At 61.3% G+C, this 24,535-nt stretch carries 13 protein-coding genes, 2 tRNA genes, 2 rRNA genes, 1 pseudogene and 1 riboswitch; of the genes and pseudogenes, 12 read left to right on the top strand and 6 right to left on the bottom strand.

All coding sequences use genetic code 11. From position 1 onward, the window contains the following. Positions 1–414 precede the first annotated feature (414 nt). From GH665_RS30550 to GH665_RS30535, 4 genes are all read left to right on the top strand, one after another. Entirely contained in the window at positions 415–1,155 is a 741-nt protein-coding gene (locus GH665_RS30550) for a response regulator transcription factor (RefSeq protein ID WP_153140900.1), read from the top strand. Then, positions 1,152–2,606: a FecR domain-containing protein gene (locus tag GH665_RS30545; protein ID WP_153140899.1), complete on the top strand. Its 1,455-nt coding sequence runs from the start codon at positions 1,152–1,154 to the stop codon at positions 2,604–2,606. The genes GH665_RS30550 and GH665_RS30545 overlap by 4 nt, the downstream gene beginning before the upstream one ends. A 66-nt stretch (positions 2,607–2,672) precedes the next feature. After that, positions 2,673–5,195: a CHASE2 domain-containing protein gene (locus GH665_RS30540; protein ID WP_153140898.1), complete on the top strand. Its 2,523-nt coding sequence runs from the start codon at positions 2,673–2,675 to the stop codon at positions 5,193–5,195. Between the two features lie 35 nt (positions 5,196–5,230). Further along, on the top strand, positions 5,231–5,830 hold the full coding sequence (locus tag GH665_RS30535; protein ID WP_153140897.1) for a DUF4136 domain-containing protein: 600 nt from the start codon (positions 5,231–5,233) through the stop codon (positions 5,828–5,830). A gap of 9 nt (positions 5,831–5,839) precedes the next feature. Here GH665_RS30535 and bluB read toward each other — a convergent pair whose 3' ends face one another. Genes bluB through GH665_RS30515 form a run of 4 tightly spaced genes read right to left on the bottom strand, consistent with a single transcriptional unit; the run spans position 5,840 to position 8,845 of the window. Continuing rightward, a complete protein-coding gene (gene bluB / locus GH665_RS30530) occupies positions 5,840–6,499 on the bottom strand; it encodes a 5,6-dimethylbenzimidazole synthase (protein ID WP_153140896.1) in 660 nt (219 codons plus the stop codon). Continuing rightward, positions 6,483–7,781, bottom strand: a complete 1,299-nt coding sequence (locus tag GH665_RS30525) for a cobyrinic acid a,c-diamide synthase CobB (RefSeq protein WP_153140895.1) — start codon at positions 7,779–7,781, stop codon at positions 6,483–6,485. The genes bluB and GH665_RS30525 overlap by 17 nt, the downstream gene beginning before the upstream one ends. A gap of 3 nt (positions 7,782–7,784) precedes the next feature. Further along, entirely contained in the window at positions 7,785–8,387 is a 603-nt protein-coding gene (gene cobO / locus GH665_RS30520) for a cob(I)yrinic acid a,c-diamide adenosyltransferase (RefSeq protein WP_153140894.1), read from the bottom strand. Beyond that, positions 8,384–8,845 carry a cobalamin biosynthesis protein gene (locus GH665_RS30515; RefSeq protein WP_153140893.1) on the bottom strand — a complete coding sequence of 154 codons (462 nt, stop codon included), beginning with the start codon at positions 8,843–8,845 and terminating at the stop codon, positions 8,384–8,386. Before GH665_RS30515 ends, cobO begins: the two co-directional genes overlap by 4 nt. 149 nt (positions 8,846–8,994) lie before the next feature. Next, positions 8,995–9,274, top strand: a riboswitch (cobalamin riboswitch). 195 nt (positions 9,275–9,469) lie between these two features. Here GH665_RS30515 and cobW point away from each other — a divergent pair. Genes cobW through GH665_RS30495 form a run of 4 tightly spaced genes read left to right on the top strand, consistent with a single transcriptional unit; the run spans position 9,470 to position 16,109 of the window. Next, positions 9,470–10,570 (top strand): cobalamin biosynthesis protein CobW, encoded by a 1,101-nt coding sequence (gene cobW / locus GH665_RS30510; protein ID WP_153140892.1) that lies wholly within the window; start codon positions 9,470–9,472, stop codon positions 10,568–10,570. Between the two features lie 6 nt (positions 10,571–10,576). After that, positions 10,577–14,377, top strand: a complete 3,801-nt coding sequence (cobN, locus tag GH665_RS30505) for a cobaltochelatase subunit CobN (protein ID WP_153140891.1) — start codon at positions 10,577–10,579, stop codon at positions 14,375–14,377. Further along, positions 14,374–15,438 (top strand): magnesium chelatase ATPase subunit I, encoded by a 1,065-nt coding sequence (locus GH665_RS30500; RefSeq protein WP_153140890.1) that lies wholly within the window; start codon positions 14,374–14,376, stop codon positions 15,436–15,438. Before cobN ends, GH665_RS30500 begins: the two co-directional genes overlap by 4 nt. Beyond that, positions 15,432–16,109 carry a vWA domain-containing protein gene (locus GH665_RS30495; protein ID WP_425496058.1) on the top strand — a complete coding sequence of 226 codons (678 nt, stop codon included), beginning with the start codon at positions 15,432–15,434 and terminating at the stop codon, positions 16,107–16,109. Before GH665_RS30500 ends, GH665_RS30495 begins: the two co-directional genes overlap by 7 nt. A 54-nt stretch (positions 16,110–16,163) precedes the next feature. Here GH665_RS30495 and GH665_RS30490 read toward each other — a convergent pair. Then, positions 16,164–17,118: pseudogene (locus tag GH665_RS30490) on the bottom strand (flagellar brake protein). A 262-nt stretch (positions 17,119–17,380) separates the two neighbouring features. Beyond that, positions 17,381–18,511, bottom strand: coding sequence for an IS481 family transposase (locus GH665_RS30485; RefSeq protein WP_153140889.1), 1,131 nt, complete (start codon positions 18,509–18,511; stop codon positions 17,381–17,383). A 912-nt stretch (positions 18,512–19,423) separates the two neighbouring features. On the opposite strand from GH665_RS30485, the gene GH665_RS30480 reads away from it, so the two are divergent. The 4 genes from GH665_RS30480 (at position 19,424) to GH665_RS30465 (ending at position 24,527) form a co-directional block, all read left to right on the top strand. Continuing rightward, positions 19,424–20,954 (top strand): 16S ribosomal RNA (locus GH665_RS30480). A gap of 76 nt (positions 20,955–21,030) precedes the next feature. After that, positions 21,031–21,107, top strand: a tRNA-Ile gene (locus tag GH665_RS30475). 67 nt (positions 21,108–21,174) lie between these two features. Next, a tRNA-Ala gene (locus tag GH665_RS30470) sits at positions 21,175–21,250 on the top strand. 397 nt (positions 21,251–21,647) lie between these two features. Further along, positions 21,648–24,527: ribosomal RNA gene (locus tag GH665_RS30465) — 23S ribosomal RNA — on the top strand. The 16S and 23S rRNA genes sit together here with 2 tRNA genes alongside, the layout of an rRNA operon. Positions 24,528–24,535 lie beyond the last annotated feature (8 nt).

Below are 24,535 nucleotides of genomic sequence, written 5' to 3'. Positions count from 1 at the left end.
AATCACCGTGCGAGCGAGACCAGCCGACCCGAATGACGATCCACCGAGGTCGATTTTAATAGCGGGCGGAACCTGAGAGACCTTTGGGGAAAATCCCATTGAACGGTTCGCAATGACCGAACCGTGCCGGATGGATAGCCGCATGATTGCATCCGGGAAAGAGCAGGGTCGTTTTCGATTATCATGATCTACCCCCTCAATAATTAGCGCGCTAAAGCCAAAAATACGCGCTAATTTTGAGACAGTAAGACAGCAGAACGAACGGGGTGCGAGGCAAGGGACCATTAATCGAAAAAATGTGCAGCCGAAGATGAAGACTGGAAGCTGGATCGTCGGTGCTAGCGCCGTCATCCCGGTCATCTGCCGGTTCACCGGCCGTTAGTTACCAAGGACCATGTCGCGTTGCGGGGTTTTATGAGAATTGCAGTTCTGGATGACGATTCGGCGCAAGCCGATCTTGTTTGCCAAACGCTGTCGGCGGCCGGCCACGTCTGTCACGCTTTCGGAGCGGGCCGCGAACTGGTGCGGCAATTGCGGCGACAGACCTTCGACCTTCTGGTGCTGGACTGGAACGTGCCTGACATGTCGGGCGAAGAGGTGTTGCGCTGGGTGCGCGAAAGCCTCTCCGAGCGTTTGCCGGTGCTGTTCATGACGAGCCGCGGCCGCGAAACCGATATCACCTCGATCCTCAACACGGGCGCGGACGATTACGTCGTCAAGCCGGTCTCCGCGGCGGTTCTGCTGGCGCGCGTCGGCTCATTGCTGCGCCGGGCCTATCACCTGAAGCCGCCGGCGTCGAAAGAGGTTTTCGGCGAATTCGAATTCGATCTGGGCGCGAAGCACGTGGTGGTGCGCGGCGCGACCGTCGCCGTCACGCAGAAGGAGTTCGAACTCGCGCTGCTGCTATTCCAGCACCTGAGCCGGCCTTTGTCGCGCGCACATATTCTCGACGTGATCTGGAAGCAGGCCACGGATATTCCGTCGCGCACCATGGACACGCACGTGTCGATGCTGCGCAGCAAGCTTGGCTTGCGCCCGGAGCACGGCTACCGTCTGACACCGATCTATGGCTATGGGTACCGGCTCGAGCGGATCGAATCCGGCACGCCGCCGGCGGTGGCCGAACAGCAGCGCCCCGAATTGGGGGACGCGTGACGGTTTCTTTCGAGGCGGTAGCGCCCGGTTGCGCAGGCTTACCGGGGCGCCGTGCCGGCGCGCTGCTGGCCGCGGCCGGCCTGATCGCGCTGACGTGCTTTGCGCCGCTGTCGGCGGATGCGCAATCGTCCCGCGCGCCGAAGCAACGCGCCCGAACGACGGCGCCGGTTTACGTGTCCTACGTGACCCACGAGGGTGACACACTGTATGAAATCGCTGGCCGCTATCTACGCGACGCCGGCGATTGGGCCATGTTGAGCCGTTTGAATCATGTGCCCGCACCACGCCGCATGCCGGCCGGAATCTCGCTGCGGCTGCCGGCCGACCGGCTCAAACAGGATCCCGAGTCGGCCCGCGTGATCGCGACGAGTGGTCCGGCCGAGCGCGCTTCTGGCAATAATCCTTACACACCGCTCGCAGCCGGCACGACGCTTGGCGAGGGGGACCGCATCCGTACGGGCCACAACGGTTTTGTCACGCTGGAGTTGCCGGACGGCTCGCACGTCACCATGTCGCCGGACGGCCTGCTCGACATCGACAAGCTGCGGCGCACAGTACTGACCGGCTCGGGAGATCGCGTACTCGGTCTGCGGCGCGGCGAAGTCGCCAGCGAAGTCACGCATGCCACCAAAAAGGACGACCGCTTCCAGATCCGTTCGCCGTCGGTTGTAGCCGGCGTGCGCGGAACGCGTTTCAAGGTCGCCTACGATGGCGACGAGCAAACCACCGCAGTGGAAGTGCTGGACGGCGCGGTCGGCGTCGATCCGGCCGCAGCCGGCGGCGAGGCCTATGCGCCGCCACCCGGCGTGCCGCTGCAGGCGTCCGCGCAACTCGTCAAGGCACGCTTTGGCAGTGTCACGCGGGCAGGCAGCGCGATTGGCGCGCCGGTGCAATTGCTGGCCGCGCCGGCGCTCGTCGACCCGGCCAAAGTACAGGACGGCAAAACCGTCGCTTTCGACCTCGTACCCGCCAGCCCCGCCGTGGCTTATCGCGTGCAGATTGCGCGCGATGCCGATCAGCTCGATCTGATCCGCGATCTGCGCGTGAGTGCGCCGCATGCGGACTTCGGCGAACTGGCCGACGGCACGTATTTCGTCCGGATTGCCGCGATCGATGCGAACGGTCTCGAAGGCCTGCCTCAGGTATATGGTTTCGAGCGGCGTCAACTGGGTCTGGCTGCGTCGGCGGGACCGCGTGCCGGCAGCCGCGATTACGAGTTCCGCTGGTTCGTCAGCCGTTCCACGGTCGAAACGCGCTTTCGCTTCGTGCTGGCTACGAGCGCCGATCTGCACCATCCGCTCGTCGACCGGACCGATCTGAGCGGCGGCGAGATCGTGGTAAGCGATCTGTCGGCCGGTGTCTACTACTGGACGGTCGTCGCCGAGCAGTTCGAGAACGGCCGCTTCTACGAGAAGAGCAGTTCGGTCCGCTCGTTTACGCTTGCACGCTGACGCTGGTAGATTCACGGGACCGCGCCGGCAACCCGCCGGTCCCTTAGCCCTCAACCACGCCACGCTTTGCCGAACCCACCCACGCGCCTGAGTCTCGACCCGCGCGCCCGCCTCGGGCGGCGCGCCGGGCGCCGCTTCCTGCTGGAATGGGCCGGTATCGGTTGCCTCGGCATTGCGGTGATTCTGCTCAGCTCGCTCGGCCGTTTGACCGCCAGCGTCGACAACCTGGTCTACGACCGCTTTCTTAGCCTGCGCGCGCAACCGTTGCTGCGCGACATCGTGGTGGTCGAAATCGACAACGCCAGCATCGCGCAGCTTGGCCGCTGGCCATGGCCGCGCAGCGTCCACGCGCGGCTGCTCGAACAGATCGCGAAGGCGAAGCCCGCCGCGGTGATCTACGACGTGCTCTTCACCGAAGCCAATCCGGAAGACGACCAGCTCGCCCGCGCGATCGCCCTGAGCCCCACCTATCTGCCCATGCTGCTTACACCGCCGGACAGCACGGGCCGGCACGCCGTGGTCGAACCGGTGGCGCCGCTTGCGCATGCGGCGGCCGGCATGGGGCATATCAATCTTGAAGTCGACAACGACGGTATCGTGCGCAGCGTCGCCCGGTTCGAGGGCGATGCCGATTCACGCTGGCCGCAATTGATGGTGCCGGTCGCACGGGACGTCGAGCGTGGCACGCTGCGCGTCGACGACTGGCCGCGCAGGCAGTCGTCCGGCGAGGCGGCGGCCTCATCCAGCAACGATGACAATGATGAAGGCGAAGGCCGCTTCCTGATCCCCTTCGGTCCGAACGCGCAGAATTTCGCGAAGCTGAGTTTTGCCAGCGTGCTCGCCGGCGACGTGCCGGCGGACAAGCTGCGCGGGCGCATCGTATTGATCGGCGTGACCGCCTCCGGCCTGTACGACCGCTTTGCGACGCCGGTGTCCGGCGAGTTAGGGCCGCTGCCCGGCGTCTATATCCACGCCAACGTGCTCGATACGCTGCTGACCGGCCGTGAGATCGAGCCCGCCGAGCCGTGGATGCTGTTCGCGGTGTCGCTGGCACCGCTCGCCGCGCTGCTCGCCGGCTTTCTGGTGTTGTCGCCGCGCCGCTCGTTGCTGCTGACCGTGGCGTTGGGCATGGTCGCCACCGCCGGCAGCGCGGTCTTGCTGTACGGCGCGCGGCTCTGGATGTCGCCGGTACCGGCGATCTTCAGCCTGCTCGTGGTGTATCCGATCTGGAACTGGCGGCGCCTCGAAATGACGATGGCGTATCTGCGCGGCGAACTGCAACGCCTTGCGGACGAGCCTCACCTCCTGCCGGAAACGCCGCAACGCCGCCGCGAGTTCGGCGGCGACGTGCTGGAACAGCATATGGCGCTGATGGCGCAGGCCGCGCAGCGCGTGCAGGACATGAAGCGCTTTGTGTGGGACAGCCTGGACAGCATGCCTGAGCCGATTCTCGTGAGCGACGTGCAGGGTATCGTGCTGATCGCGAACCATGCGGCCAAGGCGCATTTCGCGCGCCTCGGTGCGCCGTTGCCGGAAGGCCGGCCGATGCGGGAGGTGCTGGGCGGCCTGACGCTGGTCAAGACCATCGACAGCGGCACGGCCTCGGACGCCGAAAACAATCTGCTGGCGCATGCCCAGTGGCCGGCGCTGCTCGATCCCGCGCGCCGCGAGTTCGCCGCGCTGATGGCGCAAGGCGTCGAGGTGCGCGATACCCATGCGCGCGACCATCTGCTGCGCTATGCGAACTGCACGAACGAGCAAGGTGAGACCACAGGGTGGATCGCGGGTCTGGTCGACGTGTCTGCCTTGCATGCAGCTGAGCGCCAGCGGGAAGACGCGTTGCGGCTGCTGTCGCACGATATGCGCTCGCCGCAGGCTTCGATTCTGGCGCTGGTGGAGATCGAACGGGCGCGCAGCGAGCCGGTGCTGGCGCGTGGCCTGCTGGAGCGCATCGAGCGCTATGCGCAGCGTGCGCTGACACTCGCCGACGATTTCGTGCAGCTTGCGCGCGCCGAATCGCAGACTTACGCGCTCGAACCGGTGAGCATGACCGAGCTGATGATCGACGCCAGCGACGAGGTCTGGCCGCAGGCGCACGCCAAACGCATCACGCTGCAAACCGATACGCACGGCGAGGCGGCGGGCGCGGAGGACGACGGTCACTGGATCTGCGCCGACCGCTCGCTGATGACCCGCGCACTCGTGAACATTCTGAACAATGCGGTCAAGTACAGTCCGCCGGACACGCGAATCACGTATAGCCTGACGAGTCTCAATGCAGCAGGCGGGCAGGTTCGGGCGGGTGCGCCCGGCGCGGCGAAGCGCGTGTCGTGTACGATTCGCGACGAAGGCTACGGTATTCCGAAGGAGCAGCAGGCAGGTCTGTTCGAGCGCTTCCGGCGCTTTCACGAGACGGAGCGGCCGGAAGTGGGTGGTGCGGGATTGGGCATGGCGTTCGTCAAGACGGTCGTGACGCGGCATGGCGGCGATGTCGAAGTGGTCAGCGCGCCTGGCGAGGGCACGGCTTTCACGATTTCCCTGCCGGCGCTCGACGACGCGCAGTCCGAGTTCGCCGCAACCGGGCGCTGACGACCTATGAACATTGACCTTATCGAAGCGAGAAGCTGGTGAAAGCGATATTGATCTGTGCCGTGCTGGCCGCGGCGAGTCTGACCGGATGCGCGGGTCTGAACGCCAACGTGCACACGGCGAACCCTTCAGCCGCGCTGCAGGGTGAGCGTACTTATACGATTGCGCGGATGCCGTCGCAGGACGCCGGCGCGGATCATCCGCAATTTGAAACCATGCTGCACGATGAGCTGGCGAAGAACGGCCTTGTCGATACGGCGGACAAGCCCGCGCACTATTTATTGTCGATTGCGTATGACACGCGGCCGGCAGCGGTCGGCGTGGGCACGAAGGATTGCGCGCCGGGCGTGTGCGAACGCTCGCCCGAAGCGCCGTTTTCGCTGTTCGGCGGACGCGCCTATCAGCACACGTTGACGCTGCGGTTTTTCGAGCGATCGAGCGGACGGGAAGTCTACAAAGTGAGCGCGGCCAGCAGCGATCGCGATGCCGATCCCTTGCACGCCATGCCGCTGCTCGTGAAGAGCGCGCTGGCTAAATTTCCGTTCGATGCACCGCCCGAATGGCGCGTGAAACTGCGTACCGAGAAGACGGGTGGCGTGCCGGAGGTGGTTTCAGTCAAGCCGCTTCAGCCGTAAAGCCTGGCGTTATTCCGGCGTTTTATCGTCTTGCGGCCAGCGGTTTTCAAACACGCAATCGGCGAGCGGCATGCGGCTTGCCCAGCGCTCGGTTTCCAGCATCGGCTCGCAATAGAACTGATCGACGTGGCCGAGACACAGGATGGCCACCGGCCGCGCGCCCTCGGGCATATGCAGCAATTGGCGCACCGCGTCGACATCGAATAGCGACACCCAGCCCATCCCCAGACCTTCCGCGCGCGCGGCCAGCCACATGTTCTGGATCGCGCATGCCACGGACGCCAGGTCCATCTCCGGCAAGGTGCGGCGTCCAAAGATGTGCCGCTCGCGGCCGTCCATCAGTGCCATCACCAGCAGTTCGCCGCACTCCAGCATGCCTTCCACTTTCAGCTTCATGAACTCTTCGCGACGCTTGCCGAGTGCGTCGGCGGTAGCGAGCCGTTCGCTTTCGACGGTCGCGTGCAAGGCCGTACGCAAGGCCGGATCGGTGACGCGCGCGATACGCCAGGGCTGCATGAAACCGACGCTCGGCGCGTGATGTGCCGCGTCGAGCAAGCGTTGCAGCACGGCAGGGTCGACCGGGTCGCGCACGAAATGGCGCATGTCGCGCCGTTCGTAAATCGCGCGGTAGACGGCTGCGCGTTCGGAATCGTTAAAAGGCTTCGCCATGGAACAGGGCGGCCGTGAAGGCCGGGTTGGAGGGCCAATAAGTGTGCATATAGGTTGCCACGATCGACCCGGCGCGGAACACGGCCTCGCCCGGGGCATCGCCGGGTGGCCGGGTGGCCGAGCGCAGCGGCGTGAGCGGTGTGGTCAGCTTCGAGTAGTGAAACGTGTGGCCGGTCATTGGACCATGCAGGCTGTCGATCTGTTGCATGCCGAGCGCCGTGAAGCGCTTTTGCATGCTTGCATGGCCGGGCATCAGGCCGAGCATTGGCGTGCTGGTACCGTGCGTGTCGGTGAGCTGCTCGAGCAGGTAGAGCATGCCGCCGCATTCGGCGACGATCGGTTTGCTGGCTGCCGCGTGCGCGCGAATCGTTGCGGCACTGCGCGTGTTGCCTGCCAGCAAGGGTGCATGCAGTTCGGGATAGCCGCCTGGCAGGTACAGGGCGTCGGCATGCTCGGGCAGCGCTTCGTCGGCAAGCGGTGAGAAGTAGTCGACGTGCGCGCCGAGCGTTTCTAACAGTGTGACGTTGGCCGGATAGATGAACGAGAACGCGGCGTCGCGCGCAATGGCGATACGCTTGCCTTCCAGAATACGCGGCAGTGCTTCCGGCGCTGGCGCGCCGAATTCGACCGGCGGCGGCAGTTCCGCCAGCGCGGTGTGCGCGAGCGCATCGGCGGCGCGCTCCAGACGCGTGTCCAGATCGTCGATCTCGGCGGCCTGATGCAAGCCGAGATGGCGATCGGGCAACTCGATGCCGTCATGACTGGTGATGTGCCCGCACCAGCGCAGCGCTGGCGGTAAAGCCTCTTCGAGCATTTGCGCGTGTCTTGGCGAGCCGACGCGATTGGCGAGCACACCGTAAAACGGCACTTGCGGCCTGAATTGCGCGAGACCGAAGGCGACCGCGCCGAAGGTCTGCGCCATTGCTTTCGCCGAAATCACCGCGAGTACCGGCACGCCGAACGTGGTGGCCAGATCGGCGCTGCTCGGCGTGCCGTCGAACAGACCCATGACGCCTTCGATCAGAATCAGATCCGCTTCGGCCGCCGCCTGCGCGAGCAGGTTCCGGCAGGCCGTCTCGCCCACCATCCATAGATCGAGCGACAGTACCGGCGCGCCGCTGGCTCGCGCCAGAATCATCGGGTCGAGAAAGTCGGGACCCGTCTTGAAGACGCGCACGCGTCGCCCCAGCCGCCGGTGGTAGCGCGCCAGACCCGCGGTAATCGTGGTCTTGCCTTGACCCGACGCGGGCGCGCTAATGAACAGGGCGGGGCACGCGGACATCGCCTAGAACTCCACGCCGCGCTGCGCTTTCACGCCTTGCTCGCGATACGGGTGCTTGACGATGCGCATTTCGGTGACGAGGTCGGCGGCTTCGATCAGCGCATCGGGCGCGTGGCGGCCGGTTACCACCACGTGCAGCATCGGCGCGCGCGCGTTCAATACCGACAGCACTTCGTCGAGCGGCAGGTATTCGTACTTGAGAACGGTGTTCAGTTCGTCGAGGATCACCATCTGATAATCGCTGCTCTCGATCATCCGGCGCGCTTCGTCCCAGCCCTTGCGCGCGGTGGCGATGTCGGCGTCGCGATTCTGGGTGTTCCAGGTGTAGCCGTCACCCATCGTGACGAAGTCGCATTGGGCGATCGCACCGAGGAAGTCGCGCTCCGAGGTATGCAGCGCGCCCTTGATGAATTGCACGACGCCAAGGCGCATACCGTGCCCGAGCACGCGCACGGCCATGCCGAATGCCGCAGTGGTTTTGCCTTTACCGGTGCCGGTGTTGACGATCAGCAGACCTTTTTCGACGGTAGCGTTGGCCTGTTTTTTTTCGTGGCCTTCGCGCCGGCGTTCGGTCATGCGTTGATGCGATTCGGGATCGGTCTTCATTGCAGGTCCTGTTCTGGAGAGTCGTTATTTGTCTGTTCGCCGACGGCCTGGGCGCTGCCCGAGGAGGCTATCGCCACCGTGACGCCACTGTGTACGGTTTTACGCACGAGCAGCCGCGTGTTGTGGGCATCGGCCACATCGGCCACATCGAACGCGCCGGCCGCAGCGAGCAGCGCGCATGGCTCGCAGACGCCGTCTATGCCGAGATGTTCGCGCACCGCCGCCGACGGATCGTCCACGGATATCGCCGCAATTTGCGCGCGGCTGAACAACTTCAGCGGCAGCGCGTGGCGTGTGCAGAATTCGAGCAAACCGGCTTCGTGGGCTTTGGTGTCGACCGAGGCAATCGCAGCGATTTCGCCGAATGTATGCGAGCGGAGCGTGGCGCGCACAGCCGCTTCGATCTGCTCAGCCGAACTGTGCAAGCGACAACCGATGCCGATGCTGAGTGTTTTCATGAAGGGTCTGCGAGAGTTGCGGTGGTCCAGGCGGCCCGTAGGGGCGGGCACCCAACGCGCGCATACAATAGCACACGGCAGGTCGCGCCGGCATGGCGAAAAGGCCCTGCTACACCCCGTGTTTCCTTGACGGCATGGGGCTCTCGGCCTAAACTCGCACGCACTTTGGTGCTCGTGTGCGCGCTCGTGCGCATGCAGTTAAACGGGAAACAGGGTGCCCACCTGCCATGGACCGGGCTAACCTGTGCTGCCCCCGCAACGGTAAGCGAAATGCGGTTCCAGATTGATTGTCTGGCGCCGCGGAGCCGGCTTCGATGTCCACGCGCAAGGCCGCGTCGGCATATGACCACTGGACGAGAAACCACTCGTCCGGGAAGGGGAAGCGGCGCTTTCGCCAGCCCGGATACCGGCCAGACGACGAAGAACGACCCCGCGGGGATGCGGCGGTGCGTTCATGACCGCATTTCTGTTTTCTGTTGCCCCGGCAACGCCGTTGTTCGTCCCCGTGTTTTGCCATTGTTATCGTTATTGCCTGCAGGGCGCGGCCCCGTTTGCATGACCGATACAGACAAAACGCGCAAACGCGCCGGCGTGCACCTGCAACTCCTACGGATGGACCTCACGATGCAAATTCAAATGCGCAAGATTCCCGTCACCATCGTCACGGGTTTTCTCGGCAGCGGCAAGACCACGCTGCTGCGGCACATTCTTCAGAACGCGGGCGGCAAGCGCATCGCGGTGATCGTCAACGAGTTCGGCGAACTCGGCATCGACGGGGAAATCCTCAAGGGTTGCGGCATCGGCTGCGATGAAAACGGCGTCGAAACCGAAGGCCAACTGTATGAACTCGCGAACGGCTGCCTGTGCTGCACCGTGCAGGAAGAGTTTTTCCCGGTGATGGAAAAGCTGGTGGAGCGCCGCGAGCAGATCGATCACGTGCTGATCGAAACCTCCGGTCTCGCGTTGCCGAAGCCGCTCGTGCAGGCTTTCAACTGGCCGCAGATCAAGAATAGCTTTACCGTCGACGCGGTCGTTACCGTGGTTGACGGGCCGGCCGCGGCGAGCGGCCAGTTCGCCGACAATCCGGTTGCGGTGGACGCGCAGCGCAAGGCCGATCCAAACCTCGATCACGAATCGCCGCTGCACGAACTGTTCGAAGATCAATTGTCGGCGGCCGATCTGGTGATTCTGAACAAAACCGACCTGCTTGACGAATCGCATCAGGCTTCGGTCGAAGCGCTTATTCGTGAAGAAATTCCGGCGCAGGTGAAGATCGTACGCGCGCAGATGGGCCAGCTCGACCTGCATACGCTGCTGGGTCTCGAAGCGGCCTCGGAGGAAACGATCCACTTGCGCCACGATCACCATGGTTCGGCTGACGACGCCGATCACCACCATGACGAGTTCGATTCGGTGGTGGTGCAGGCGAATGTTTCGTCGCGTGAGGCGGTGATCGCCGCGTTGCAAGGGCTGGTCGAAACGAACACGATTTACCGCGTCAAGGGTTTCGCTGCGCTGCCGGGCGCGGCGATGCGCCTCGTGATCCAGGGCGTGGGCCGTCGTTTCGATAGTTACTTCGACCGCCGCTGGCAAGCCGGGGAAGTGGGCGAAGGTCTGCAAAGCCGCTTCGTGCTGATCGGCGAAGACCTCGACCAGGCCGCGCTGCAACAGGCACTCGACGCCGCCCTGGGCGTCGCAGCGAGCGTCCAGCCGCAACAGGCGTAAGCGCTCATGCATCTGCTGCGCACCACGCCGGGCGGTTTTGTCGACGATACGCAAGGCGTGATCCGTATCGATCAGCAGCCTGCCGATATCGTGGTGCTCAGTTCTGCCGATACCACGCTGTCGCTGCTGGCGAGCGTGTTTCCCCGCTTGGGCGATGGGTTTCCGAGTGTACGGCTTGCGAACGTCACGTATTTGCGGCAGCCGGCTTCGGTCGATTTCTATATCGAAGACGTGCTGCAGCATGCGCGCGTGGTGGTGGTCGATCATCTTGGCGGCGAGGCGTACTGGCCGTACGGAATCGAACAGGTCGTCGCTCTCGCTGAGCGCAAGCAGCAGACGCTCGCGATGTTTTCGGGCGATCTGCAGGAAGACCCGAATCTGCTCGCGCGCAGCACCGCCGACGCCGATTTGTGCCATCAGCTATGGCGCTATCTGCGTGAAGGCGGCCCGCAGAATGCCGAAGCGTTCCTGCGCTGCATTGCGTACCGCTCATTTGGCTGGGGACGCGAACCTGCGCCGCCGCGCGCGTTGCCTGCCGCGACGCTCTACCATCCGGAACGCGACACGCCTACGATGGCCGACTGGCAGTCGCGCTGGCGCGAGGGCGCGCCGGTTGCCGCGATTCTGTTCTATAAGGCACATCTTCAGGCGGCCAATACCGCCGTATTCGACGCGCTAATCGATGCGCTCGAAGCGCAAGGCCTGAACCCGCTGCCGATCGCGATTACGTCGCTGAAAGATGCAATGAGCCGCGAAGTCGTGCAGCAGTTGTGCGCGCAACACCACGTCGCGCTGGTGCTGAATACGACCGCATTCGCCGCATCCGCGATCGACGACCCCGAGCCGCTTGCGCTGGCCGGCGACGCGCCGGTGATGCAGGTGATCCTGAGCGGCGGCAATCGCGACGATTGGCTCAAGGACAATCAGGGCCTCAACTCGCGTGATATCGCCATGCATATCGCGCTGCCGGAAGTGGACGGCCGCATCATCACGCGCGCGATCAGCTTCAAGGGGCTCGCGTATCGTTGTCCGCACACGCAGGTCGATGTGGTCCGTTATCAGCCGGACCTGGAGCGTGTCGGCTTTCTGGCCGAACTGAGCCGTCGCTGGTGCCGTCTGCGCACGCTCGATAACGCGCAGAAGAAACTCGCGCTGATCCTCGCCAACTATCCGATGAGCGAAGGGCGGATTGGCAATGGCGTGGGGCTCGATACGCCGGCCTCGGTGGTCGGCATTCTGTCGATGTTGCGCGACGACGGATATCGCGTCGCAGACTTGCCGACCGACGGCGACGCTTTGTTAAAGCAGCTCACCGAAGGCGTGACCAACGATCCGGTCGTGCGTGACTTGCGGCCCGCGTTGCAAAGCCTCGCGCTCGACGACTACCTTCTGTACTTCAACGCGTTGCCCGCGGAGGCCCGCCAGGCGCTGAACGCACGCTGGGGCTCGCCCGAACAGGATCCGACGTTGCGGCGCGGCCGCTTCATGATCGCAGGCTGGCGTTGCGGGCAGGTGTTCGTCGGTATTCAGCCTTCGCGTTCACGCGAGCAGGGCGATTACGCGAGCTATCACGATGCCGAACTCGTGCCGCCACATGCGTATCTGGCGTTCTATTTCTGGTTGCGTCATCAGTTCTGCATCGACGCGGTCGTGCATGTCGGCAAGCATGGCAATCTCGAATGGCTGCCGGGCAAGAGTGTCGCGTTGAGCGATGCCTGTTGGCCCGATCTGATTCTCGGACCGATGCCGCATCTGTATCCGTTCATCGTCAACGATCCGGGCGAGGGCAGTCAGGCCAAGCGCCGCGCGCAGGCGGTCATCATCGATCACCTGATGCCGCCGCTTACACGCGCCGAAACTTACGGACCCTTGCAGGATCTCGAGCGCCAGGTCGACGAATACTATGAGGCGCTGATGGTCGATCCGCGCCGCTCGAAGCTGTTGAGGCGCACGATTCTCGAAACCATCGTCGAGCACCGGTTGCATGACGAACTGAGTCTCGCGGAACCGAACGGTCAGGACGATGAAGATGTGCTGCTGACGCGTGTCGATGCGTGGTTGTGCGAGTTGAAGGAAGCGCAGATTCGCGACGGCTTGCACACGTTCGGGCAATCGCCCGCAGGGGTGCAGCGGCGCGATACGTTGCTGGCTTTGGGGCGCTTCCCGGTCGGCGATGGCCAGGGCGGCAAGGCCGGATTGATCGATGCATTGGCGCGCGATCTGGAGATGGATCATCTGTTCGACCCGCTTTCGGTGGATTGGTCGGCGGCGTGGGACGGTCCTCGTCCTGACGTGTTGCAGCAGGTCAGCGATGCGCCCTGGCGGCACTGTGGCGATACACGCGAGCGTCTGGAACTGCTGGCCTCTGACATGTTGCGTGAGGTATGCGGCGATGAAGCGTCCAATATGGCGCTCGTGAACGGGACGTTGCCGCAGGCCGAGCGTGTGATCGAACGCCTGCGTCATGATGTATTGCCGCGGCTCGACGCTTGCGGTCCGCAGGAAATGCTTCATCTGAAGCGTGGCCTCGAGGGCCGTTTCGTGCCTCCGGGGCCGAGCGGTTCGCCATCACGTGGACGGCCCGACGTATTGCCCACCGGCCGCAACTTTTATTCCGTCGATACGCGCGCCATTCCGACGCAAGCGGCGTGGTCGCTCGGGTTGAAATCGGCGCAACAGTTGATCGAACGGCATTTGCAGGAGAAGGGCGACTATCCGCGTGCGATTGGCCTCTCGGTATGGGGCACGGCCACCATGCGCACGGGCGGCGACGATATCGCCCAGGCACTCGCGCTGCTCGGCGTACGGCCGAAGTGGGCGCCGGGCAGTCATCGCGTGACCGACTTCGAGATCATGCCGATCGAGGTATTCGACAGGCCCCGTATCGACGTCACGTTGCGCGTATCCGGCTTTTTCCGAGATGCCTTCGCGAACGTGATGCATCTGTTCGATGCTGCCGTGCAGGCGGTGGCCGAACTCGACGAGCCCGAAGACCTGAACCCGATCCGCGCGCGTGTGCTGCGCGAACGCGACGCGCTGATTGCGCGCGGCATGGACGCCGCCGAAGCGCGCAAGCGTGCCGGCTGGCGCGTGTTCAGCGCGCGTCCCGGTGCCTATGGCGCGGGTCTGCAAGACATGATCGACTCGCAGCAATGGCAAACCGACGCCGATCTCGCCAACGCGTATCAGGCGTGGGGCGGTTATGCCTACACGCAGAAAAGCGCCGGCGAGGAAGCGCGCCACGCGTTCGGCACACGCCTCGCCGCGATGGATGTCGTGCTGCAGAACCAGGACAACCGCGAACACGACCTGCTCGATTCGAACGATTACTATCAGTTCCAGGGCGGCATGGTCGCCGCGGTGCGGCATCTGGCGGGCAATCAGCCTCAGGTTTATCACGCCGACCACAGCAATCCGGCAGCGCCGCGCGTGCGTACGCTGCATGAAGAGATCGCGCGGGTGATCCGCTCGCGCGTGGTCAATCCGAAATGGCTCGATGGCGTGAAGCGTCACGGCTACAAAGGCGCGGCCGAAATCGCGGCGACGGTCGACTATCTGTACGGCTACGACGCTACCGCGCGCGTGGTCGCCGATCATCAATATGCGCTTGTCACCGAGGCTTATCTGAACGACGCCGATACGCGCGAGTTCTTGCAGCGACACAATCCGCACGCGCTGCATTCGATCTGCGAGCGTTTGCTCGAAGCGATGCAGCGCGGATTGTGGCAGGCGCCCGGCGATTATCGTGCGCAAGTCGAACAGCATCTGCTTGCAAGCGAGCAGCAGATCGAAGGGATGCAAACATGAACGCTGCGATCCAACGACCCATTTTTCCTTTTGCCGCGCTGATCGGCCAGACGCCGTTGCAGCAGGCGCTATTGCTGGCCGCCGTCGATCCGGGTTTGGGCGGGGTGCTGGTGAGCGGACCGCGCGGCACGGCGAAATCGACCGCGGCGCGCGCGCTTGCCGAATTGCTGCCGGAAGGGCAATGGGTGAATCTGCCGCTTGGCGCGAGCGAAGATCGTTTGATCGGTACGCTCGATATCGAAACCGTACTGCGCGATGGTTCCGTGCGTTTTTCACCTGGCCTGCTGGCGAAAGCACATCGCGGCGTGCTGTATGTCGACGAAGTGAATCTGTTGCCCGACGCGCTCGTCGATGCGTTACTCGATGCCGCCGCCAGTGGCGTGAATACGGTCGAACGCGATGGTGTTTCGCATAGTCACGAGGCGAACTTCGTGCTGATCGGCACGATGAATCCGGAAGAAGGTGAGTTGCGGCCGCAACTGATCGATCGTTTCGGTTTGATGGTCGAGTTGCAGAACTGTTTTGAGCCGCAGGTGCGTCAGCAGATCGTCAAGGCACGGCTGGGGTTCGATCTCGATCCACAGGGTTTTCGTGCTCGCTATACGCAGCAACAGGAAACGTATGTCCAGCGGATTCGTGCGGCGCGTGAAGCGTTGCCGCGACTGGACTTCGACGACGCCGTGCATGCGCATGTCAGCGCGCTATGCATTGACGCGGTGGTCGATGGTTTGCGTGCCGATCTTGTGATGCTGCGCGCAGCGCGGGCATTGGCGGCGCTGGAGCAGGCGGCTGCGGTCACGACGGAGCATGTCGGGCGGGTTGCGGAGGCGGTACTGGCGCATCGGCGCCACGATCGCGAGACGCGTGCGGGTGGCGAGACACCAGAGCGCGAAGTGCCGCAGCAGGCTGCTGACAATGCGGATGCTGAGCCTTCGCGGTCCTCGCAAGAGGCAATGCCAGGTGTCGCTGCCGTCGATAACGATTGGGGTTACTTGCCACCGGAGCCCGCGGGTGTCGCGCAGGTCAAAGGCGTCGTCCCGCTCAACGCAAAAAAATGCTAAGCCATCGGAAGGGTGCCGCCGCTGACTCGCGCAGCGGTTTTCGATGGCGGCAAGGTGCTGGCGCAGGTTTGCGTGGCCGTTTGCAAGGCACAGCGGGCAAGCGTATTGCTTGGCTGCCGACGCTTGCCGCGAGGCGCCAGGACGCGCTGCGCACGGAGCATCTGCGCTTCGTGCGCGAGGCGCCGCGGGGCGGCGTGCTGCATTGCTTCGTGCTCGATTGTTCCGGGTCGATGCTTGGCGGGCAGCGCCTTGCACTTGCCAAAGGTCTGCTGATTGCGTTGTTCGATCGCGCCAGTGCCGCGCGCGCCGAGGCGGCGCTGGTGTGTTTTGGCGGTGCCGGTGCCACTCTGCGTTTCGGTCCTGCCGTGCCGCGCTGGTGGAACGAGCGGTGGCTAGGACCGGTGGGCGGAGGCGGCGGCACGCCGCTGGCGTCCGGTGTGCGCGAGGCTGCCCAGGTGCTGGCGCGCAGCGCCCGGCGCAAGCCCGCACAGCAGCGCTGGTTGTGGATTCTGAGCGACGGCCGCAGTGGCGATCAGCCGGCGCGGCCGCGTCACGCGGACGAGGTGGTGTTCGTCGATTTCGAGCGTGAGGCGATACGGCTGGGCCGCTGCCGCGCGCTTGCCGATGCGTGGGGGGCGGCGCTGCTTACGCCGGACGAGTTGATCGCCTGACTGCCCTCATTGCCTGAGTAGCACACACGCGCCGTGCGGCGCGTTTTCGTGCGTTTATTTCAAACTGTTGGACCAGTACTGCACGTCGTCCTGGCGGTCGAATACGAAGACCTTCATCGCCATCTGTTGCGCGACGTCGAGTTGGTCGAATTCGAGGCCGTGGGTCGAGGGCTCGCCTGGCGTACTGCCTTTCTGCACATTGCGGATCACGGCGGTCGTTTCGATCTCGGTCGGCAGCACCGCCGATCTGAGGCAGAAAGCGACGCGTAGCCGTTCACCGACTTCACCCAGCGTCCACGGAGTGGTCAGCGACATACCTAATGCGCTGATGCTTTTGGCGAGGCCCAGACCTTCATATGAATCGCCCGTTTCGCCGATGCCGAAGCGCACCGCGAGATGCGCATGGACGCGGATCGATTTGCGTTCGCGCAGGCGGCGGATCACGCCGGGTTTCGATAGCACCACGTAATCGAATGGGGCACGGCAAACTGACTCGACCGTGCAGACAAAACGAAAAAACGGCATGGCTTGCTATGGCGACGATCTCGATGTTTTCACCGAGGCGCAGCGGCAGGATGCGGCCATCCTGTAGCGGCGGCGTGACGAAGAGCGCGTGGTTGGGTGCGAAGCCGATGATGCGGCATGGATGCATCGGGGCGCCGCTGCCGAGTTGGGAGCGTACGCCGATTAATGCACCTATCGTTAGGTGCATGTCTTTCAGGGTGAGGTTGTCGGCGGTGTTGGCTGGGTGATCGGTTGGCGGTTCGGGTTGCGTGGCCGTGTCCAGCAGGTCGCCGCGGTGCGGGTGGAAGTTGTCGAACAGGAATTTGCGCTCGTCCGTGGTCGCCAGGATGGTGCCGGCGGCGAAGAGGAGTGTGCCGTCGGAGTCGGCGATCGGCCAGTCCAATGGGCTGCCTGTGGGGACTGCTTCTAACGTTAGAAGCGGCGACTGGCTTTGGGGTTGAGATTCTGCTTGGGCCTCTGGCTGGTCTTCTGCTGGGTTTTCCATGGTCGGCTGCTAAATATGTGGCTGGATTGCTTGTTTACGGCTGCGCCGGGTGGGGGCTTTAGGGTTTGTGCTGGTCTTGGCGTTCTTTTATGTTGGTTGCATGGTGAGAGGGGCGGTTTTGCTTTTGCTTTGGCCTTTCCTTGCTTTGTTAGTGGTCTATTAGCGTTGCCCCTGTGCGGGGCGGCACTTACTTTCTTTGCCGCCGTGTATAGACCGGAGACATGGTTGACAAACGTGCGGAGACATCATTGACACTTTATGGTCAGTGATTGTCGCTCCTCAGGTCAAGGGTGAGGATGCGGTGATGGGCAAACCAGAATTCAAATACGCCGTCTTCGCCCGGCTTTGCGCGTGCCGCAACCGGCAGTCCATAAAGTGCATTCGAGACCTTGAGGTGCCGTCCTTCAAAGCGTAGCCGGCCATCCGATTTAACCAGCAGCACCACGTCATCCGGGCCGTACTCCGGCTCCGGCAGGATCGATGGATACGCCCGGGGGCTCGGCCGGTAACGGCTGATGGGCGTGTCCATGCCGATCGCCTCATGCGGGCGCTCGCAGTTATATACGGTGCGCCAGCGGTCCAGTTCCTGTTGCACGTGCTGCTGGGTAGCGAAGCTTCGTCCGTTCAGTACTTCAGCCTTCAGCGTACGGTGAAACCGTTCGTCCTTGCCGTTGGTCTGCGGGTGATAAGGCCGGCTGTAACTGATGCGGATACCCAGCCGGATCAGCCAGACGGCCAGTTCGGTGAGTTGCCCCGGACTGCCAGGCGAACCCCACGGCGAGCCGTTATCGGTATTGATGCGTAACGGCAGGCCATAGTGTCCAAACGCCTCCCGTAATCCTGTCTGCACGGTAGCGGTGTCGGTGGGTCCACAGGCGCGCAGCAGGATGCTGAAGCGCGAGTGGTCGTCGAGTACCGTCAGGGGGCTGCAGCGCTCCTTCCCGAGGGTCTCAAAGTGCCCCTTGAAGTCCATCTGCCAGAGTACGTTAGGCTGCTCGTGCTCAAAACGCTTCCAGGGTTGGCTCATCGCTGAATCGGCCGGCAGGATCAGGTTGTGCCGGTGCAGGATGTCGGTCACGGTGCCGGGCTGCGGCACCGCCTCAAGGCCCAGATCACGCAGGCGCCGGCTGATCTTGCGGCCGCCCCAGCGCGGATGGGCCTGGCGCAGTCGCACCACTTCCTGCTCCATCGCAGCGGGGGTCTTCGACGGACTGCTGAGCGGGCGTCGGGATTGATCTGCCAGCGCATGCTCGCCGCGATTGAGCCATTTGTAGCCGGTCTGCCGGCTGATGTTAAAGCGCTGGCACAGCTCGGTCATCGTCAGCGTGTCCTGACTGGCCAGATGAACAAATTCCTGTCGGAGGCTCATGGTGTCTCTTGCGTTCCAGGGCATGGTCGGGACCGGGCGTTTTAGTACCCGGAAGTGTCAACCATGTCCCCGCACACCTGTCAGCTATGTCTCCGGTCTATACACCGCCGCAAAGAAAGATAAGCAAAGAAAGCGGCTCACCCCGCCAGCTCATAAGCAGGTCCCCCGCACAGCCGCGGTAGTGGTGCATCTGGAATCTGTGTTCTCGCACATTCCGCGTTAGTGACAAGGCCGTCATACCTCCGGCGGCGCTGCGCGCGCCGAAGAGCATCTCTTGAAACCACTCTTCGTATTCACACTTGGTGGTGTTCTTTCGTTGCCGGTCTTTTGTCGGGTTCTTGCTTGTCTTTATCGGTTGTGTTCCGTTTCTATCGTGCAGGCTCTGTTCGCTTGTTTCTTCTGCTGCTTTCGTGTTCCCGCGTCTCGGTGTTTCTCTCGGTATCTCTCGATCGAGATTGCGTCTCTCGCTTGCAAAAAGTTGCGATCACTGGTATTGCCCGTTTATTAGATCGGATGACTAAGTATTTTTCGATGCCTGGACGGAGCTGTTTTGGGGAGGCTCAGCTTTTTGAAAATAATTGCGCAAGGGGGATTGACGACAGGCGGGCCGATCTCCATAATCTCGTTTCTCTGCTGCTGATGCAGCGACGCAGAACGAAGCGGTACCGGTGGTTGAGCAGGTGGGCGACACGGTGCGGATTCGGTGGTGAATGCGTATTTGATCTTTAAAAATTAACAGCCGATAAGTGTGGGCGCTTGATGCGCGACGCGCGGTGGACTCTTCGGGGTCTGCCGGAAGCGAAAGTATCAAGTCTCACACGAGTATTAAAGGAAGGTTTTCCTGTCGGGGTGGATTCACACCGGCAGGTTAATCATTCGTCAGTACGTTGAGTGAGCGACCGGTTTCGAAAGAGACCGAAAAACAGTAACAGGTTTGAACTGAAGAGTTTGATCCTGGCTCAGATTGAACGCTGGCGGCATGCCTTACACATGCAAGTCGAACGGCAGCACGGGGGCAACCCTGGTGGCGAGTGGCGAACGGGTGAGTAATACATCGGAACGTGTCCTGTAGTGGGGGATAGCCCGGCGAAAGCCGGATTAATACCGCATACGCTCTACGGAGGAAAGGGGGGGATCTTAGGACCTCTCGCTACAGGGGCGGCCGATGGCAGATTAGCTAGTTGGTGGGGTAAAGGCCTACCAAGGCGACGATCTGTAGCTGGTCTGAGAGGACGACCAGCCACACTGGGACTGAGACACGGCCCAGACTCCTACGGGAGGCAGCAGTGGGGAATTTTGGACAATGGGGGCAACCCTGATCCAGCAATGCCGCGTGTGTGAAGAAGGCCTTCGGGTTGTAAAGCACTTTTGTCCGGAAAGAAAACGCTCTGGTTAATACCCGGGGCGGATGACGGTACCGGAAGAATAAGCACCGGCTAACTACGTGCCAGCAGCCGCGGTAATACGTAGGGTGCAAGCGTTAATCGGAATTACTGGGCGTAAAGCGTGCGCAGGCGGTCCGCTAAGACAGATGTGAAATCCCCGGGCTTAACCTGGGAACTGCATTTGTGACTGGCGGGCTAGAGTATGGCAGAGGGGGGTAGAATTCCACGTGTAGCAGTGAAATGCGTAGAGATGTGGAGGAATACCGATGGCGAAGGCAGCCCCCTGGGCCAATACTGACGCTCATGCACGAAAGCGTGGGGAGCAAACAGGATTAGATACCCTGGTAGTCCACGCCCTAAACGATGTCAACTAGTTGTCGGGTCTTCATTGACTTGGTAACGTAGCTAACGCGTGAAGTTGACCGCCTGGGGAGTACGGTCGCAAGATTAAAACTCAAAGGAATTGACGGGGACCCGCACAAGCGGTGGATGATGTGGATTAATTCGATGCAACGCGAAAAACCTTACCTACCCTTGACATGTATGGAATCCTGCTGAGAGGTGGGAGTGCCCGAAAGGGAGCCATAACACAGGTGCTGCATGGCTGTCGTCAGCTCGTGTCGTGAGATGTTGGGTTAAGTCCCGCAACGAGCGCAACCCTTGTCCCTAGTTGCTACGCAAGAGCACTCTAGGGAGACTGCCGGTGACAAACCGGAGGAAGGTGGGGATGACGTCAAGTCCTCATGGCCCTTATGGGTAGGGCTTCACACGTCATACAATGGTCGGAACAGAGGGTCGCCAACCCGCGAGGGGGAGCCAATCCCAGAAAACCGATCGTAGTCCGGATCGCACTCTGCAACTCGAGTGCGTGAAGCTGGAATCGCTAGTAATCGCGGATCAGCATGCCGCGGTGAATACGTTCCCGGGTCTTGTACACACCGCCCGTCACACCATGGGAGTGGGTTTTACCAGAAGTGGCTAGTCTAACCGCAAGGAGGACGGTCACCACGGTAGGATTCATGACTGGGGTGAAGTCGTAACAAGGTAGCCGTATCGGAAGGTGCGGCTGGATCACCTCCTTTCTCGAGCTAACGTGTCGAACGTTGAGCGCTCACGCTTATCGGCTGTGAAATTAGACAGTAAGTCAGACAGACTGAGGGGTCTGTAGCTCAGTCGGTTAGAGCACCGTCTTGATAAGGCGGGGGTCGATGGTTCGAATCCATCCAGACCCACCATTGTCTTGTCTGCGATGGCTGCGCTAGTCGATGAACCCCGAGGTGTGATGATGGTCTGTGCATGACTGGGGGATTAGCTCAGCTGGGAGAGCACCTGCTTTGCAAGCAGGGGGTCGTCGGTTCGATCCCGTCATCCTCCACCAATCTTCAATGCCGGTTTTACTGCGGCAAACCTTGAAAGGGGTTTGCGGTGTAGTGAAACAGGCATTGGCGATTGAGCCAGTCAGAGTGATACGCGGTTATAGCAACTGCGATATCGGCTGTCGTTCTTTAACAATCAGGAAGAAGTAGTAAAGAGATTCACGAAAGCGTGTCTAGAGATGGGCATGTGAGTAGGTGAATCAGGGTTGTGATTGTATCAATGTATGAAAAGGTGATCGAAAGATTGCTTTGGAATACGGCGCAACACGAATACTCAACCTGTAACGATGTGACTGAGGTCCAGGCATTCCCTGTGAATGTCCCTGTCCCCTTCGGGGATGGGACCAGAGTAAGCGCTAAAGCGCTAACTCTGGGTCGACAGAGACACACCCGTTATAGGGTCAAGCGAACAAGTGCATGTGGTGGATGCCTTGGCGATCACAGGCGATGAAGGACGCGGTAGCCTGCGAAAAGCTACGGGGAGCTGGCAAACGAGCTTTGATCCGTAGATGTCCGAATGGGGAAACCCGGCCCGTATGGGTCATCCGTAACTGAATACATAGGTTACGAGAAGCGAACGCGGTGAACTGAAACATCTAAGTAACCGCAGGAAAAGAAATCAACCGAGATTCCCAGAGTAGTGGCGAGCGAAATGGGACCAGCCTGTACTCTTTATCTTCATTGTTAGTCGAAGGCTCTGGAAAGTGCTGCCATAGCAGGTGATAGCCCTGTAGACGAAAACAGCGAGGAAGAACTAGGTGTACGGAAAGTAGGGCGGGACACGTGAAATCCTGTCTGAAGATGGGGGGACCATCCTCCAAGGCTAAATACTCGTGATCGACCGATAGTGAACCAGTACCGTGAGGGAAAGGCGAAAAGAACCCCGGGAGGGGAGTGAAATAGATCCTGAAACCGCATGCATACAAACAGTCGGAGCCTCGCGAGGGGTGACGGCGTACCTTTTGTATAATGGGTCAGCGACTTACATTCAGTGGCAAGCTTAACCGATTAGGGCAGGCGTAGCGAAAGCGAGTCCGAACAGGGCGATTCAGTCGCTGGGTGTAGACCCGAAACCAGGTGATCTATCCATGGCCAGGATGAAGGTGCGGTAACACGTACTGGAGGTCCGAACCCACTAACGTTGAAAAGTTAGGGGATGAGCTGTGGATAGGGGTGAAAGGCTAAACAAACCTGGAAATAGCTGGTTCTCTCCGAAAACTATTTAGGTAGTGCCTCGTGTATCACCTTCGGGGGTAGAGCACTGTCATGGTTGTGGGGTCCATTGCGGATTACTACGCCATAGCAAACTCCGAATACCGAAGAGTGCAATCACGGGAGACAGACATCGGGTGCTAACGTCCGGTGTCAAGAGGGAAACAACCCAGACCGCCAGCTAAGGTCCCCAAATATTGCTAAGTGGGAAACGAAGTGGGAAGGCTAAAACAGTCAGGAGGTTGGCTTAGAAGCAGCCATCCTTTAAAGAAAGCGTAATAGCTCACTGATCGAGTCGTCCTGCGCGGAAGATGTAACGGGGCTAAGCAATATACCGAAGCTGCGGATGCACATTTATGTGCATGGTAGGAGAGCGTTCCGTAAGCCTGCGAAGGTGCATTGAAAAGTGCGCTGGAGGTATCGGAAGTGCGAATGCTGACATGAGTAGCGATAAAGGGGGTGAAAGGCCCCCTCGCCGTAAGCCCAAGGTTTCCTACGCAACGTTCATCGGCGTAGGGTGAGTCGGCCCCTAAGGCGAGGCAGAAATGCGTAGCTGATGGGAAGCAGGTTAATATTCCTGCACCATTGTTAAATGCGATGGGGGGACGGATCGCGGAAGGTTGTCCGGGTGTTGGAAGTCCCGGTCCTTGCATTGGAGAAGGCGCTTAGGCAAATCCGGGCGCGGAATTCAAGGGTGCGAGGCCATTCACCTAGGTGAAGAAGCAATCGGAAGTGGTTCCAAGAAAAGCCTCTAAGCTTCAGTTTAACAAGACCGTACCGCAAACCGACACAGGTGGGCGAGATGAGTATTCTAAGGCGCTTGAGAGAACTCGGGAGAAGGAACTCGGCAAATTGGTACCGTAACTTCGGGATAAGGTACGCCCCTGTAGCCTGACTGGCCTGCGCCAGGAGGGTGAAGGGGTTGCAATAAACTGGTGGCTGCGACTGTTTAATAAAAACACAGCACTCTGCAAACACGAAAGTGGACGTATAGGGTGTGACGCCTGCCCGGTGCCGGAAGATTAAATGATGGGGTGCAAGCTCTTGATTGAAGTCCCGGTAAACGGCGGCCGTAACTATAACGGTCCTAAGGTAGCGAAATTCCTTGTCGGGTAAGTTCCGACCTGCACGAATGGCGTAACGATGGCCACACTGTCTCCTCCCGAGACTCAGCGAAGTTGAAGTGTTTGTGATGATGCAATCTCCCCGCGGCTAGACGGAAAGACCCCATGAACCTTTACTGTAGCTTTGCATTGGACTTTGAACCGATCTGTGTAGGATAGGTGGGAGGCTATGAAGCGTGGACGCCAGTCTGCGTGGAGCCGTCCTTGAAATACCACCCTGGTTTGTTTGAGGTTCTAACCTTGGTCCGTTATCCGGACTGGGGACAGTGCATGGTAGGCAGTTTGACTGGGGCGGTCTCCTCCCAAAGTGTAACGGAGGAGTACGAAGGTACGCTAGGTACGGTCGGAAATCGTGCTGATAGTGCAATGGCATAAGCGTGCTTAACTGCGAGACCGACAAGTCGAGCAGGTGCGAAAGCAGGTCATAGTGATCCGGTGGTTCTGTATGGAAGGGCCATCGCTCAACGGATAAAAGGTACTCTGGGGATAACAGGCTGATACCGCCCAAGAGTTCATATCGACGGCGGTGTTTGGCACCTCGATGTCGGCTCATCTCATCCTGGGGCTGTAGCCGGTCCCAAGGGTATGGCTGTTCGCCATTTAAAGAGGTACGTGAGCTGGGTTTAAAACGTCGTGAGACAGTTTGGTCCCTATCTGCCGTGGGCGCTGGATATTTGAAGGGGGCTGCTCCTAGTACGAGAGGACCGGAGTGGACGAACCTCTGGTGTACCGGTTGTCACGCCAGTGGCATCGCCGGGTAGCTATGTTCGGAAGAGATAACCGCTGAAAGCATCTAAGCGGGAAACTCGCCTTAAGATGAGATATCCCCGGGGCTTCGAGCCCCTTGAAGGGTCGTTCAAGACCAGGACGTTGATAGGTCAGGTGTGGAAGCGCAGTAATGCGTTAAGCTAACTGATACTAATTGCCCGTAAGGCTTGATCCTATAACAGG

This window comes from Paraburkholderia agricolaris, assembly GCF_009455635.1.
Lineage (GTDB): Bacteria > Pseudomonadota > Gammaproteobacteria > Burkholderiales > Burkholderiaceae > Paraburkholderia > Paraburkholderia agricolaris.
This window is presented reverse-complemented; position numbering and strand designations above follow the sequence as displayed.